Below are 13,694 nucleotides of genomic sequence, written 5' to 3'. Positions count from 1 at the left end.
ATGATATGAAACATTCGCCTAAGACAATATGTATACTTATTTGTAACAGATTGGATTAGGTGGCAGGTATATGAACATAAATGACAGAGCATTAGTAAATCTATCAAGGTTATATTCAAAACTATTAGGCTATTTGCTTGTCAAACGGGATGCGGATGGAAATGTGAACTATCAAATCAGCGAGCTCTCAGATGAGCTAGGCGTTTCAAAGCGATCTGCCCTTCAGAAGCTCGATCAGCTCGAGCAGTTCGGGGCTATTCAGACGAAGAAGAGCGGGGTATGCAGAATTATCAGCACCCGCATTGAAAAAACACCGATCTGTCTTTGCTATCAGGCGCTTGCTGCCCTAAAAAAAAGTCCGTCGCTTGCCGACAATCCTGCGAAGCTTGCAGATGAAATGAATGTGAGAGAAAAAGATGCTGAGATGATTCTGCAGCTGTTATCCAAATAGACGGATGAGAAACCTCGGGGGTGACCGGGGTTTTTTGCTGTTTGCAGGAACTTATTATCCTTGAATGAATATGTAATCGTTTAAAAAGGAAGCAAATGAGATGTAAATAAAACACTCATTTGCTTCCTTTTTTTTCATTTTGATTATAGCTAAGAATATGTAAACAAAAGTCCAGATCTGATTGAAGATGATTCTTCATCAGGCTCTCGGCTTCCTGCCCGTCTCTTGATTTTATTGCTTCATAAATTTCTTCGTGTTCATCGATTAAACGAGGGCGGCTGTAAAGAACCACTGTCTTGCGGAATAGATAAATAATTGACTGCATTCTGTTGATGGTATCAATCATCATAGAGTTGCCAGTGGAATGAACGATAATTTCATGAAAACGTTCATTGGCAGACATGATTTCATCTGTCGTTCCTTCTCTTCCAATTTTAATGCATTCAGATAGGGAAATTAAATCTTCCTCAGGCAAATATGTTGCAGCGGACCGAGCGGAAAACCCTTCTAAAAGAATGCGCACTTGGAATAAATCACGCAAATCCTTCTCAGCAGGCTGGACAACCTTTTTATTTACAATAAGACCCTCATATCCCAGCTGGCGAAGAGATTCTCTGATAGGAGTACGGCTGTAGCCTAGTTCGGCTGCGAGCTTTTCTTCTACAATTTTCGTTCCTCCCGGAATATCCCCATTTAAAATCCTGTCACGAATCACTTCATATGTTTGATGGTAAGCAGGTCGAGATTTTCCTTTGTTTTTACTCATAGCGTTCACTCCTAATTCAAAAACCAATTATCAATTATAGTAACAAAAAATGATGAATAAATGTATAAGCTAAACAATTTAATCAATAATGGATACGAAAATTAAAAAAATGTATACAAAATTAATTTAATGGTATACAATCACTTTAAGAGGAAATTGTAAGCGTATTCAGATTTTGATTTTTAAAACCAAATAATAAGTGATTAGTAGAATAGGAGGAAATAGGATGTTGAAAAATATCGGTTTCATCGGGTTGGGCATTATGGGAAAACCTATGGCATTAAATCTATTATCAAAAGGGTATTCAGTCACAGTTAACGACATTAACAAGGATGCGGTGCAAGCATTAGTACAGTCAGGTGCCACTAGTGCTGAATCTCCAAAAAAAATGAGTGAAAGCTGTGAAATCATTATTACAATGCTTCCTGCTTCTCAGCATGTCCAACAAGTGGTTTTGGGGGAAAATGGTGTTTTGAGCGGAGCGAATTCAGGTACTGTGATTATAGATATGAGTTCAATTTCACCTGTAATATCAAAAGAGCTTGCAGAGGCAGCAGCAGAAAAAGGTGTTGAAATGCTGGATGCCCCCGTAAGCGGAGGAGAACCTAAAGCAATAGATGGAACTTTAGCCATTATGGCTGGAGGTAAGGAAGAGATTTTTGAAAAGGTGAAGGATGTTCTATATGCAATGGGCTCTGAAGTGACATTAGTAGGCGGAAATGGAAGCGGAACCACGGCGAAATTAGCTAATCAAGTTATCGTTAATTTAAATATTGCAGCCATGTCTGAAGCCTTGGTGCTTGCGGCGAAAGCTGGTATTGACGTTGAAAGAATGTATCAGGCAATCAGAGGCGGACTTGCCGGAAGTGCTGTACTTGATGCTAAAGTTCCATTAATCCTGAAACGAAATTTCGCAGCTGGAGGAAGAATTGACATCAACTTAAAAGATATGACAAATGTGATGGAGACAGCACACCAAATTGGTGTACCAATGCCGCTGTCCAGTCAATTATTAGAAATATTTCACACTTTGAAGGTCGATGGAAAAGCAGCGGAGGATCACGGAGGCATTGTTCAATATTTTGAAAAACTCGCAAATGTCGAAGTAAGGGGCTGATAGGATGAGCAAGAGAATAAGTAAAGCTGTTTTTCAAAAAATTCCAGAAGTAAACGAAAGTGCTGTCACAAAGATGCTGGATGCACGGCTGCTTGTGCTGAATAAAAAAATTATCGTTCTGGATGATGATCCTACTGGAGTTCAGACTGTTCACGGGGTATCGGTCTACACAGACTGGTCAATAGAAAGTATTGAAAGAGGATTCAAGGAAACAAATTCTATGTTTTTTCTATTAACGAATTCTAGGGGTTTTACAGCAGAGGAAACGGAAAAGGCTCATAAAGAAATAGCCTTAAATATCATGGCAGCTGCAAAGAAACATAATCAGGAATATATGATTGTCAGCCGCGGTGACTCAACTCTTAGGGGGCATTATCCATTAGAAACAAAGGTATTGAAGGACACGACTGAATCCGCCTCTGCCTCGCGTTTTGACGGAGAAGTGATTATCCCCTTCTTTAAGGAAGGCGGCCGCTTCACAATCGACAATGTTCACTATGTAGAGGACAACGAGGAGCTGATTCCAGCTGGTGAAACTGAATTCGCCAAGGACAGGACATTTGGATATACCCATTCACATTTAGGCAAGTGGGCTGAGGAAAAATCATATGGAGAATTCAAGGCTGAATCGGCTGTCTATATTTCATTGGAAAGCTTAAGGGCACTTGATATTGAAACAATCAAAAATCAGCTGCTTTCAGTTCAGGACTTTAACAAGGTTATTGTGAATGCAGTCGATTATGTCGATGTGAAAATATTTGCCATAGCATTAATTGATGCTATGAGAGCAGGGAAAAACTTTATGTTCCGAAGTGCTGCAGCCTTTACTAAAGTTATTGGCGGCATAAGGGATAAAGGGCTTCTAACAAAAGAAGAACTTATTATAGAAGAGTCAGGTAATGGGGGATTAATTATTATTGGTTCCCATGTGCAAAAAACAACTGACCAGCTTGCTGAACTGAGAAAGGCAGATTCTATCAAGTTCATCGAATTTGACTGCCATCTTGTATTAGATCCAGAAAAGTTCCGTTCAGAAATCAGCAGAGTCATAGAGACATGTGAAAACCTTTTGAATTCAGGTGAAACTGTGGCTGTTTATACACGAAGAGAACGGCTTGATCTTGGGGAAGAAAGAAAGGAAGAAGAATTAAAGCTTTCTGTTAAAATCTCGGAAGCCGTCACGAGTATCGTCAAGCAATTAAAGATTAGACCTAACTATCTTATAGCAAAAGGCGGTATTACATCAAGCGATGTAGGCACCAATGGTCTTGAAGTAAAAAGAGCTGTAGTAGCCGGCCAAATTCAGCCTGGAATTCCTGTCTGGAAGACCGGGAGTGAAAGTAAATTTCCGGGAATGCCATATGTCGTGTTTCCGGGAAATGTAGGCAGCAAAACTTCATTAAGGGAAGTTGTTGAACTGTTGAACTAGGCTGTATTTTGAACGTACTGTCTGACCTCAGGTGTTTACATGCCTTAGGTCAGACAATGAATGAAAACGGTTACTTCTATAAAAACATTGAGCTTAAAGGGGGATTAACAATGGATTCTGTATTTGGTTTAAGTCATAATGCCAGCTTGCTATTATATGCGGTTATCGCAATTGCAGGATTAATTTTTTTAATAGCCAAATTTAAAGTCAACCCGTTCATCGCACTTATTGTCTCAGCGGTGTTTATGGGGCTTATATCAGGAATGAAGCTTCCCGAAATATTAAAAGCATTTGAAGCCGGTGTCGGCAGTACATTAGGATTTATCGCGATTGTGATAGGACTTGGGACAATGCTTGGGAAAATGCTTGCCGAGTCAGGCGGTGCTGAAAGGATCGCACGGACTCTCATTCATATTTTCGGTGAAAAAAATGTCCACTGGGCGATGATGGTTGTGGCTGTTATTTGCGGGATTCCTGTCTTCTTCCAGGTCGGTGTCGTATTATTAATTCCGCTTGTTTTTGTAATAGCCAAGCATACAGGAACCTCTTTGCTTAAAATAGGTCTCTCACTAGTAGCGGGACTTGCGGTAGTCCACAGTCTTGTACCTCCGCACCCTGCAGCGATGCTTGCCGTCGGCATTTTTGGCGCTGATATTGGAAAAACAATTGTGCTGTCATTGGTTGTTGCTCTTCCTGCAGCTGCAGTTGCCGGCCCTTTGTACGGTTCATGGATTTCAAAACGAGTAAAGGTTGAACCTACTGGAGAATTAGCTGAACAATTAACAAAATCTAAAAACACAGAACTTCCTAAATTCGGGATTACTCTATTTACCATTTTACTTCCTGTTATTCTAATGCTTATATCTACAGTAGCCGGTTTGACTTTACCTGAAACAAGTATGCTTAGATACTGGGTTGAATTTATCGGCAGTCCTGTCATCGCATTGCTGATTGCGCTTGTATTTGCATTCTATTCATTTGGATTTGCACGCGGATATAATAAAGAACAAATCCTGCATTTTACGAATGATTGTCTTGGCCCTGTCGCGTCAATTGTCCTTCTCATCGGAGCAGGTGGCGGTTTTAATAAAATCCTTGTTACAAGCGGTGTAGGTGACGCCATTGCAGAATTTGCATCAGGTGCAAGCCTTTCACCAATCTTTTTAGCCTTTGCAATTGCTGGATTGATCCGCGCTGCGGTCGGTTCTGCAACAGTTGCTATGACAACAGCTGCTGGAATTGTTGCTCCAATTGCTCTGGTAACTCCAGGCGTCAGCCCGGAACTGCTGGTACTGGCAGTAGGAGCAGGATCGATTATGCTTTCTCATGTAAATGATTCTGGATTTTGGCTGATTAAGGAATTCTTTAACATGTCAGTACCAGAAACTCTAAAAACGTGGACCGTAATGGAAACAATCTTATCCTTCTCGGCATTTGCTATGGTTTTACTGCTGGATTTGTTTATTTAATACGATTTATATCTATTTTAATAAAAACCCTTGCCGATACACTTAAGGTGTCTGCAAGGGTTTTTTATTGAGCTGAACATGTTGGTGAGTTATTCAATTAATACGAAGTACAGTGGTTGAAGAAAATCGACATCATCATGGTAACTTCGAGTGAAGAAATTACCATTGAATTGGCTGAGAAACCAGATTCACTTGCGGTCGATTACAAGGGCGGCTCTGGCGAAGGCACAATTGATTTGGACGGCTTGAGCTATGAAGAAAAATCTGAAGACGAAATAAAAGGGAAAATCGGTTCAGGGGAAATATACGATAAAAGCACGGACCAGCTCTTGAGATTTTCAGCTGAGGTAAAATAAAAGCCATCACTATTCAACAGGTGATGGCTTTTGTTTTATTCTTCAATTAGCTTGTTCTCGGGCTGCACTTTCCCTAAGCAAATCCGGAGCAGTCAAGTAAAGCAGACCATTGCCTTCCTGCGTTTTTGGATTGCCGTGCGGAATTGTCCGCTTGATCAATTGCGCATATACTTCTGCTTCCGTAAATTTTCGGTTAAATTCCTGCTGTTCAAGCTGTTTGATTAAGGCAATCGCGCCTGCCACATGAGGTGTTGACATCGAGGTTCCGCTGAATGCTGCATATTCACCTCCGGGAATAGTAGAGACGATTCTTTCTCCAGGCGCTACAAGATCAACTTCGTTATTAGAGTTTGAGAAAGGCGAGGAAATTTTCCCGAAGCCTACTGACCCTACCGAGATGACCTCATTATAGGATCCGGGATAAGAAAACTCTGAGGTTCTACTATCATTATCGCCTTCGTTGCCAGCAGCGCAAACAACTGCGATTTGTTTGGCAACCGCCTTTTTGATTGCCTTTCGCATTTCAGAATGATCTGAAGGTCCTCCAAGTGACATGGAAATCACATCTGCTTTTTGTTCAATCGCATACAAGATGCCCTTTGTAATCCAAGCATATTCTCCGCTTCCGGAGTCTCCGGCAAGCACTTTTACAACAAGAATTTTCGCCTGAGGTGCAACTCCCACATACTTTGCCGCTGCAATGGTGCCCGATACATGCGTGCCGTGCCCGTGATAGTCAGTAAGTCTGTTAGGATTTCCATTATCGTCCGTCGTAAAATTTCGCCCGCCGGCAATATTTGCGCGCAGGTCAGGATGATTCACATCACAGCCTGTATCAAGCACCGCTATTGTAATTCCTTTCCCTTTTATACCCTGCTCCCAGAGCTTTGGAGCACGAATCATGTCCACTCCTTCAGAATTTGTATTTACATTTTTCACGATAGGTCCGTATTTATGGGGAAGCAGCCGAACTTTTCCTTTCACTTTACCGTCTCCTTTATTTGTAATGATTAAGGTATATGATAAAAGTTGACAATCAATGATAAAGAATGTGGATTTCAAGAGAACTATTCAATTTCATGCGTTTGCCATTCAATGTAACTTAGGAAGATAGAAGAGGTGGCTTATGAATTTAGAAAGAAAAATAGATGAAATTGAAACGAAAATGATGGATTTGCAGCAAGAAGTAAGTGAACTTAGAGCCGAGCTGACTCGGAGAAAAGGAGAAGAAATAGTCTGTGTTTAATCGTTGTGTTGTAGAAAAGAAGGTATCGGATTTATGACATTCAAAGATTAAAACGCCTCGTTACCGTGTATTAAATGAATACTCCATACAAATCTAATTTACATAATCAATCTTATCGGCAATGAACGAGGTTGAGTACCTCTTGGACGTCCAAAAGGTACTCAACCTCGTTTTGTTACCATAACCAGGGATTATCGGTGGTTAACGGATTGTAATTTAGGCTGCGAATAAGCTTCACATAAGGACCGTACAACATATAATTTATCAAAGCTTTATGAAATGGATAATCACAGGGCTTTACAAACGAAGGGAAGATGTGAAAATGTATAATAACGTAAACGCACCATTTACTTCTGGAGAGAATATTCCTCACTCACCTGCTTTATCTCATGGATATATAGCTCCTGCTTATGGATACGCAGCTCCTGTTTGTGTATATAGAGATCACCGTCATGGATGTCATGATTTCGCGATTATAGTAGTGTTGTTTATTTTACTAATCATTATTGGCGCATGTACTTTCTGTGGCTGACCTAATCACGGGCATCCGCCTTCAAAAACTCCAGTACTCATACTGGAGTTTTTATTGATTAGTTAAGCAAAAAAGCCGTCTTGATGGATCGCAATGTAGTTTACGTAATGAAAGTTATAAGAAGAAAAGCCCTGTATTTTGGAGAAATACAGGGCTTTTTCGCAATTTTCGTATATTGCCATAAAGGCAACGAGAAATAGGGAATATGGGTCTATTTTGTTGTTAGTTTCGGGTTAATTTGGAAAATTTTAAATAGGAGACTAATAATATACCGTTAAATTTTTAGTAGATATTTCCATTATTTAGTATAAAAATACTTTTGTAGGGAATAAATTAGTTAATCCTCAAGCAGTTACTTATTATATTGGCTCTTCGGTAGGAGAGTGGAATACTGATGCTAGGCATGGCGTTTTTGCATGGGATCCAGCTTATGAAATTGGAATTTATGGACAAAAATACCTCAAATCAGAAGCATCCATAAGATTTGAGAAATCTTCAACTGATACTAATGATTATGCATCCGAGGTCAGTGAATGTCGATGCACTACTAGTGATTATTCAAATATTACTTTCTGGGCTGACTTTGGTCCCCTGTCTGATGCTCATGAAAAAGAAACAGCAGCGCATGAAGTAGGGCATTCGTTTGGTTTGGGTCATGAGGATGATGTGCCTTCAATTATGATTTCAGGTCCAGCTTGGTTAAATCAAACAACTCCAGTGTCCGATGATTGGGCAGGTATTCGAGCTAGATATTAAGAGGAGGATTTCAAATGAAATACAAAAAGATTTTAATTACAACTGCTTTAGTCTCTAGTCTCTTTTGGTTGTATTTATGCTTACAATGACAATCATTCCGTTTATTTGGGATTCTCAGCAGCTGCCTTCACCATTTATGCATCTGTTTCCATAAGGCTTTTCTTGAAAAAAACAGAGACAGAAAAGCTGGATATTTTTGCTCCGATCGCTTCATATGCTGCATTTACTTGCTGGAAATGACGGGAGAAGAACAATTAAGACTGCTATTGCTGCTGCATGGTTTAATAGCGTTATATACAGGCTTTGCAATCAAAGGGATCATTCAAAAATATATTGGTTTGATTGTCTATATTATTGGTCTTTTAGCAAGCAGCACTAAAATGATTTATGCTGTATGGTCCTATGAATCAGTCGTGTGGATGTGTATTGTAGCATCATTGATCATAGTGAAGCTTCTGCTCCGTAAATTCAGTGACCAATTAAGGAAAGTGATGTCAGGTTTCTGGACCGGGTCCTGTTTGCTGTACTTGCGATAACGACGTTTATTTTTGTGACCATGCTTATTCTAGCATGTGCTTCAAACATGTCATTTGAAATTAAAATGATGTCCGTGACTGGAATTTGGGCATTTTATGCCGTTGTATGTGTCGTCTATGGCGTCCTGAAAAATCATTGAAATGTGCGGATCTTAGGGATTGGATTGCTGTTTCTCACATTATCCAAGCTTGTTCTCTTGGACCTGGTATCCCTCTCACTTGTCCTCCGGGCTATCTTGTTTATTGCTTTGGGGACAGTTGGTATTGGGGTTTCAAGATTTTTTTATAAAACAAAATGATGAGTGTCTTGCGCAGGAACATGGATTCCTGCGTTTTTTCTTTTTATTAATAGTAGGTACAGTGCCTTCGAGTTAGGAGGCAGATGGAAAAAAGATAGGAATACACTAAAAACGAAAAGTATTTGGTTGATTCTGGACAGTAAAAGAAATATTTCGGCTGGTAATTGCCGGGTTCTGGAAAGTAAAACAGGCTGTACCCTGAATCTGAGGTGTAATTGCAGCTGAATCTGCTATCAACCCCTTTTTAATTGCCTTTTGCTAGCTGCCTTTGGCCATTTCTTAAAAAAATCGATCGATATAAGGAAGAAAAAATAGTAAATGGGTTCTCACTTAAGATCTCAAGCAGCCAATTTGCGGAAATCATGTTTTAATTCGCAAAATTGTCTTTTCAACTTGTATAAATGGGGCTTTAATTAGCAAAAATGTAGGTTTTTATCAGGCAGTCCTTGCTGTGTGGTTTTTATCCGGTCGTCTTCATTTAGGATTGCGATATATGTGAATCAGGATGGCATCATCCATTAAAACATCGGCGGCTGTATTTGGCGTTTGCTGACTCGGTTTTAAGACGATTGAACAGCCGGTAATCAGCGCTGCAGCCACTTTTCTTGCCAAAATAAATACTGGGAAGTTCCATGGGACAATTCCGGCTACAACTCCGATCGGCTTTTTGAACATCAGGATGTTCTCATTCGGGCGGTCACTCGGAATAATTTCTCCCTCAATCCGACGTGCGAACTCAGACATGTAGTAGAAATACTCGATGGCGGTATCAATTTCGCCGCTCGCCTGTTCATATGGTTTGCCTTGTTCCTCGCTCAGCAATTTAATAAACGTTTCGCGTCTATCCTTCAGTCTGCCGCCAAGCTCGCGGACTATTTTGCCTCTGACAGCAGAGGGAACCTTCTCCCATTTTTTTTGCGCTTCATAGGCCGCATGAATGGCGCTGTTTGCATCCTCTTCAGCCTTGTAAATATACTGGATATTACTTTTTCTGTAGCCGGATTAACCACATCGATTGTTTCCTCTGAAGTAGAGTTTATATATTCACCGTTAATGTACAATTTATGCTGCTGCATAGTGAGCCTCCTTTAAAGATTGTACTGAACTTTTTCCACTCACTATTAAGGCTCAAACATCATTGCCAATTTCAATGTGCTCTAAAAAATCGGACAATCTTTCCTTTTGAAACTTTTTTGGACAAGTTTCGTAGTACAATAGAAGCAGACTTCCTTTTTGGAAAATATTTAACGAGGTGATATCATGTCAATTTCTTTATCTAAAGGACAGCGTATTGATCTGACAAAAACAAACCCGGGACTAACGAAAGTAATCATCGGTCTTGGCTGGGATACGAATAAGTATTCAGGCGGGAAGGATTTTGATCTGGATGCTTCTGCTTTTCTTGCTGATGGAAGCGGCAAGGTTCAGAACGATTTAGAATTTGTTTTTTACAACAACTTAAAAAGTCCCAATGGCGCTGTTGAACATACTGGAGATAACCGCACGGGAGAAGGGGACGGCGATGATGAGCAAATGACCATTGACTTCTCACTGCTGCCGGACCATGTAGAAAAAATTGGGATTACTGTAACAATTCATGATGCGGATGGCCGCCATCAAAACTTCGGACAAGTTTCCAATGCATTTGTTCGTGTTGTGAATGCCGATAACTCTGAAGAAGTGCTCCGTTATGATTTGGGGGAAGATTTTTCAGTTGAAACAGCAGTAGTTGTCTGTGAATTATACAAGCATGGTCAAGACTGGAAATTCAACGCAATCGGCAGCGGCTTTTCAGGCGGACTTGCGGCACTTTGCAAAAATTATGGATTAGACGTTTAAGATACGATAAAGGGGACTGTTAGAAGTGAGCTCGATCAACTTAATGAAAAAAACCGCAGGAATCGTACTTGAAAAAAAGAAGCTGACCGGAGTCGTCGCACGGGTAGGACTAGTACTTGATATCTCAGGATCCATGAGAAACCTCTATAAAAATGGAACCGTTCAAAAAGTGGTAGAACGCATCCTGGCAGTGGCCAGTCAATTTGATGATGACGGCATGCTGGATGTGTGGGTATACGATAATGAGTTTTCAAGACTGCCTTCTGTGACAGAAAGAGATTTTGAAAACTACGTCAGCCTGCGGATTTTAAACAGTGACACCATACATAAATTCGGCCGCAACGATGAACCGCCTGTCATGTACGACGTCATGAACAAATACTTAAAAGAAGATCCAAACAAAGATCCAGCTTTTATTGTGTTCATAAACGACGGAGGCTGTAAGCGAACCATCAAAAAGCCGGTAGTCTCCTCTTCTGACAAACCGATATTCTGGCAATTTGTCGGTGTAGGAAATTCAAACTTCGAAGTGCTGGAAAACCTGGATACGATGGAAGGCAGATTTATTGATAACGCCAACTTCTTTCATGTTCAGGACATTGATGCGATGACAGATGAGCAGCTGTACGATCGCTTGCTGAACGAATTTCCGGATTGGATTAGAGAAGCGAAAGAGAAGAGAGTATTATAGGAATAAATGCAGTCTGGGATGTGTTTCCCAGGCTGTTTTTTATTATGTTATCCAAGGGGAGCGGAAAGCAAGATTGGGGTCTCGGATAGTTAAACCTAAATTTCAGCTAATTTCGATTTGTTTTCCAATAAAAAACAAAAATCATTCTATTTAACTACTATTAAATGGGTGTGCGTGTCAAAATCCTTATTATTATCCATGATTCCTGTTTGTTTTTATGTCGTAATGCCTAATTTTGACATCTATAAACTCTGTTTTCAGTCACTAATTCAAATCATTTCCTCTTGCTGTCTAGTCATAAAAGCGCTATCATTAGCGAATAATCTGAAACATAATTTCAAAAATACAAAGAATAAATTGAAATTATGTTTAAGGTATAATATACTGAAAATTGAGAATTTTAATTATTAGGAGGCATCACCCGTTTATGGAAAAACAACTGCGTTCATTAACGACAGAATTGAGAAATGAACAAACTATGAATATTGACAGCGCAAATACACTCGAAATTCTTTCAATGATGAACAACGAAGATTTGAAAGTGGCGATTGCTGTGCAGGAGGTTTTGCCTGAAATTAAGGCAGCCGTTGAATGTGCATATGAATCGTTAAAGAAGGGAGGAAGATTGATTTACATCGGTGCAGGGACGAGCGGAAGACTTGGAGTCCTTGATGCGGTGGAGTGCCCGCCGACGTTCAGCACTTCACCTGATACAGTTATCGGCTTGATTGCAGGCGGAGAGAAAGCGTTCGTCCGTGCTGTCGAAGGAGCAGAAGATAAAGAAGAATTCGGTGTAGCTGATTTGAAGGCTATTGATCTATCAGCTGATGACACTGTAGTTGGAATTGCTGCAAGCGGCCGGACACCTTATGTAATTGGAGCCCTTCGTTATGCTAAAGAGACAGGTGCAAAAGCAATCGCGCTCTCTTGCAACAAGGATGCTAAAATTTCTGAAGCTGCCGATATTGGCATCGAGGTTGTCGTAGGCCCTGAAGTGGTCACCGGCTCAACCAGGATGAAAGCGGCAACGGCTCATAAAATGGTGCTCAACATGATTTCAACAGCAACGATGATCAAGATCGGTAAAGTCTACGAAAATCTAATGGTCGATGTGAATGTCAGCAACCACAAGCTGAAGGAGAGAGCGATCAGCATCATCCAAACGGTGACGGATGCTGGATATGACCTTGCAAAAGAAACGCTTGAAAAAGCAGAGCTTAAAGTCAAACCAGCGATTGTCATGATTAAAGTAAACACCTCATTAAAGGAATCAATAAATCTATTAAATCGTGCGGATGGGGATGTACGAAAAGCCATCTCACTCCATACATCATAAGGAGCGAGCACTATGACAACAGGCGGATTATCCATCATTCAAACCATGCTTAACAAGCTGCCGCAGTCAGAGCAAAAACTTGCAGATTACATTCTGCAGCATCCGCATGAAGTAGTGAACAGCACGGTAAGTGAATTAAGCACGTCAGCGAAGACAAGCGGGGCAGCAGTCGTCAGGCTCTGCAAATCACTTGGCTTAAAAGGGTTCCAGGATCTGAAAATGAGAATTGCCGGTGATCTGATGAAATCTGTTGAACAGGGCTACCGTGATATTGAACCTTCCGAATCCCTTTACAGAGTGGTTGAAAAAACAACAAGCAATACAATTCAGGTTATCCGTGATACAGCTGAAATTATTGATCATGAAAATTTGAAAACAGCCATCGGGATGCTGCTGAAAGCTAAAAACGTTCATTTTTGCGGGGTAGGCGCTTCAAATATTGTGGCGCAGGATGCGCAGCAAAAACTGATCCGCATAAATAAAGGAGCAACGGCTTTTACAGACATGCATCTGGTTGCAACCCTGATTGCCAATGCCGATCCGGATGATGTCCTGTTCGCCATCTCTTTTTCCGGCGAGACACAGGAAATCATCAACGTGCTGAAGCTTGCAAAAGAGCGCGGCGTCAAAACGATCGGGCTTACTCACTTTGGGCAGACGACCGTATCGTCTCTGTGCGATGTTTCGCTTCACACGTCTTTTTCTAATGAAGCGCCGTTCAGGAGCGCAGCGACTTCTTCCAGGCTGGCACAGCTTTATATGATCGACATTTTGTTTCTCGGAATGGCTACAGAGCAATACGATGAGACCGTACAATATATAGATAATACTAGAGCGGCCATCAAATCAATGACTGAAAAATATAAATAGG

General features: G+C 40.7%; 16 protein-coding genes. 12 read left to right on the top strand and 4 right to left on the bottom strand.

What is annotated here, in order from left to right:
* The first annotated feature begins 70 nt into the window (after positions 1–70).
* Positions 71–451: a hypothetical protein gene (locus tag QFZ72_RS20595; protein WP_307437147.1), complete on the top strand. Its 381-nt coding sequence runs from the start codon at positions 71–73 to the stop codon at positions 449–451.
* A gap of 115 nt (positions 452–566) precedes the next feature.
* On the opposite strand, the gene QFZ72_RS20590 is transcribed toward QFZ72_RS20595, so the two are convergent.
* Positions 567–1,217: a GntR family transcriptional regulator gene (locus QFZ72_RS20590; RefSeq protein WP_307437144.1), complete on the bottom strand. Its 651-nt coding sequence runs from the start codon at positions 1,215–1,217 to the stop codon at positions 567–569.
* Positions 1,218–1,443: 226 nt separating this feature from the next.
* On the opposite strand from QFZ72_RS20590, the gene garR reads away from it, so the two are divergent.
* From garR to QFZ72_RS20570, 4 genes are all read left to right on the top strand, one after another.
* Positions 1,444–2,334 carry a 2-hydroxy-3-oxopropionate reductase gene (gene garR, locus QFZ72_RS20585; RefSeq protein ID WP_307437141.1) on the top strand — a complete coding sequence of 297 codons (891 nt, stop codon included), beginning with the start codon at positions 1,444–1,446 and terminating at the stop codon, positions 2,332–2,334.
* A 4-nt stretch (positions 2,335–2,338) separates the two neighbouring features.
* The gene (locus tag QFZ72_RS20580; protein ID WP_307437139.1) at positions 2,339–3,763 is read left to right on the top strand and encodes a four-carbon acid sugar kinase family protein; all 1,425 of its coding nucleotides are present in this window, start codon (positions 2,339–2,341) and stop codon (positions 3,761–3,763) included.
* Positions 3,764–3,873: 110 nt separating this feature from the next.
* A complete protein-coding gene (locus QFZ72_RS20575; RefSeq protein ID WP_307437136.1) occupies positions 3,874–5,232 on the top strand; it encodes a GntP family permease in 1,359 nt (452 codons plus the stop codon).
* Between the two features lie 116 nt (positions 5,233–5,348).
* Positions 5,349–5,588, top strand: coding sequence for a hypothetical protein (locus QFZ72_RS20570; RefSeq protein WP_307437133.1), 240 nt, complete (start codon positions 5,349–5,351; stop codon positions 5,586–5,588).
* Positions 5,589–5,630: 42 nt separating this feature from the next.
* On the opposite strand, the gene QFZ72_RS20565 is transcribed toward QFZ72_RS20570, so the two are convergent.
* On the bottom strand, positions 5,631–6,572 hold the full coding sequence (locus QFZ72_RS20565) for a S8 family peptidase (protein ID WP_307437130.1): 942 nt from the start codon (positions 6,570–6,572) through the stop codon (positions 5,631–5,633).
* Positions 6,573–7,108: 536 nt separating this feature from the next.
* On the opposite strand from QFZ72_RS20565, the gene QFZ72_RS20560 reads away from it, so the two are divergent.
* The 3 genes from QFZ72_RS20560 (at position 7,109) to QFZ72_RS20555 (ending at position 8,658) form a co-directional block, all read left to right on the top strand.
* Positions 7,109–7,366, top strand: a complete 258-nt coding sequence (locus tag QFZ72_RS20560; RefSeq protein WP_307437125.1) for a YjcZ family sporulation protein — start codon at positions 7,109–7,111, stop codon at positions 7,364–7,366.
* Between the two features lie 363 nt (positions 7,367–7,729).
* Positions 7,730–8,122 (top strand): matrixin family metalloprotease, encoded by a 393-nt coding sequence (locus QFZ72_RS29600; protein WP_373464711.1) that lies wholly within the window; start codon positions 7,730–7,732, stop codon positions 8,120–8,122.
* A gap of 227 nt (positions 8,123–8,349) precedes the next feature.
* A complete protein-coding gene (locus tag QFZ72_RS20555) occupies positions 8,350–8,658 on the top strand; it encodes a hypothetical protein (protein ID WP_307437123.1) in 309 nt (102 codons plus the stop codon).
* 773 nt (positions 8,659–9,431) lie between these two features.
* Here the strand turns inward: QFZ72_RS20555 and QFZ72_RS20550 are convergent.
* Together QFZ72_RS20550 and QFZ72_RS20545 are read right to left on the bottom strand one after the other, a co-directional pair.
* Positions 9,432–9,896 carry an aldehyde dehydrogenase family protein gene (locus tag QFZ72_RS20550; RefSeq protein WP_307439888.1) on the bottom strand — a complete coding sequence of 155 codons (465 nt, stop codon included), beginning with the start codon at positions 9,894–9,896 and terminating at the stop codon, positions 9,432–9,434.
* A complete protein-coding gene (locus QFZ72_RS20545) occupies positions 9,830–10,033 on the bottom strand; it encodes a hypothetical protein (RefSeq protein ID WP_307437122.1) in 204 nt (67 codons plus the stop codon). Before QFZ72_RS20545 ends, QFZ72_RS20550 begins: the two co-directional genes overlap by 67 nt.
* Before the next feature lie 184 nt (positions 10,034–10,217).
* Here QFZ72_RS20545 and QFZ72_RS20540 point away from each other — a divergent pair, with 184 nt between their 5' ends.
* The 4 genes from QFZ72_RS20540 to QFZ72_RS20525 all read left to right on the top strand — a co-directional run bounded on the left by QFZ72_RS20540 (position 10,218) and on the right by QFZ72_RS20525 (position 13,693).
* The gene (locus QFZ72_RS20540) at positions 10,218–10,796 is read left to right on the top strand and encodes a TerD family protein (protein ID WP_223441220.1); all 579 of its coding nucleotides are present in this window, start codon (positions 10,218–10,220) and stop codon (positions 10,794–10,796) included.
* A 25-nt stretch (positions 10,797–10,821) separates the two neighbouring features.
* Positions 10,822–11,487, top strand: coding sequence for a vWA domain-containing protein (locus QFZ72_RS20535; RefSeq protein WP_307437118.1), 666 nt, complete (start codon positions 10,822–10,824; stop codon positions 11,485–11,487).
* 427 nt (positions 11,488–11,914) lie between these two features.
* Positions 11,915–12,823: an N-acetylmuramic acid 6-phosphate etherase gene (gene murQ / locus QFZ72_RS20530; RefSeq protein ID WP_307437115.1), complete on the top strand. Its 909-nt coding sequence runs from the start codon at positions 11,915–11,917 to the stop codon at positions 12,821–12,823.
* Positions 12,824–12,835: 12 nt separating this feature from the next.
* The gene (locus QFZ72_RS20525; protein WP_307437113.1) at positions 12,836–13,693 is read left to right on the top strand and encodes a MurR/RpiR family transcriptional regulator; all 858 of its coding nucleotides are present in this window, start codon (positions 12,836–12,838) and stop codon (positions 13,691–13,693) included.
* Position 13,694 lies beyond the last annotated feature (1 nt).

The sequence above is a fragment of the Bacillus sp. V2I10 genome (assembly GCF_030817055.1).
Classification (GTDB): domain Bacteria; phylum Bacillota; class Bacilli; order Bacillales; family Bacillaceae; genus Bacillus_P.
The sequence above is the reverse complement of the archived record's forward strand: the minus strand, read 5'-3'. Positions and strand labels throughout refer to the sequence as shown.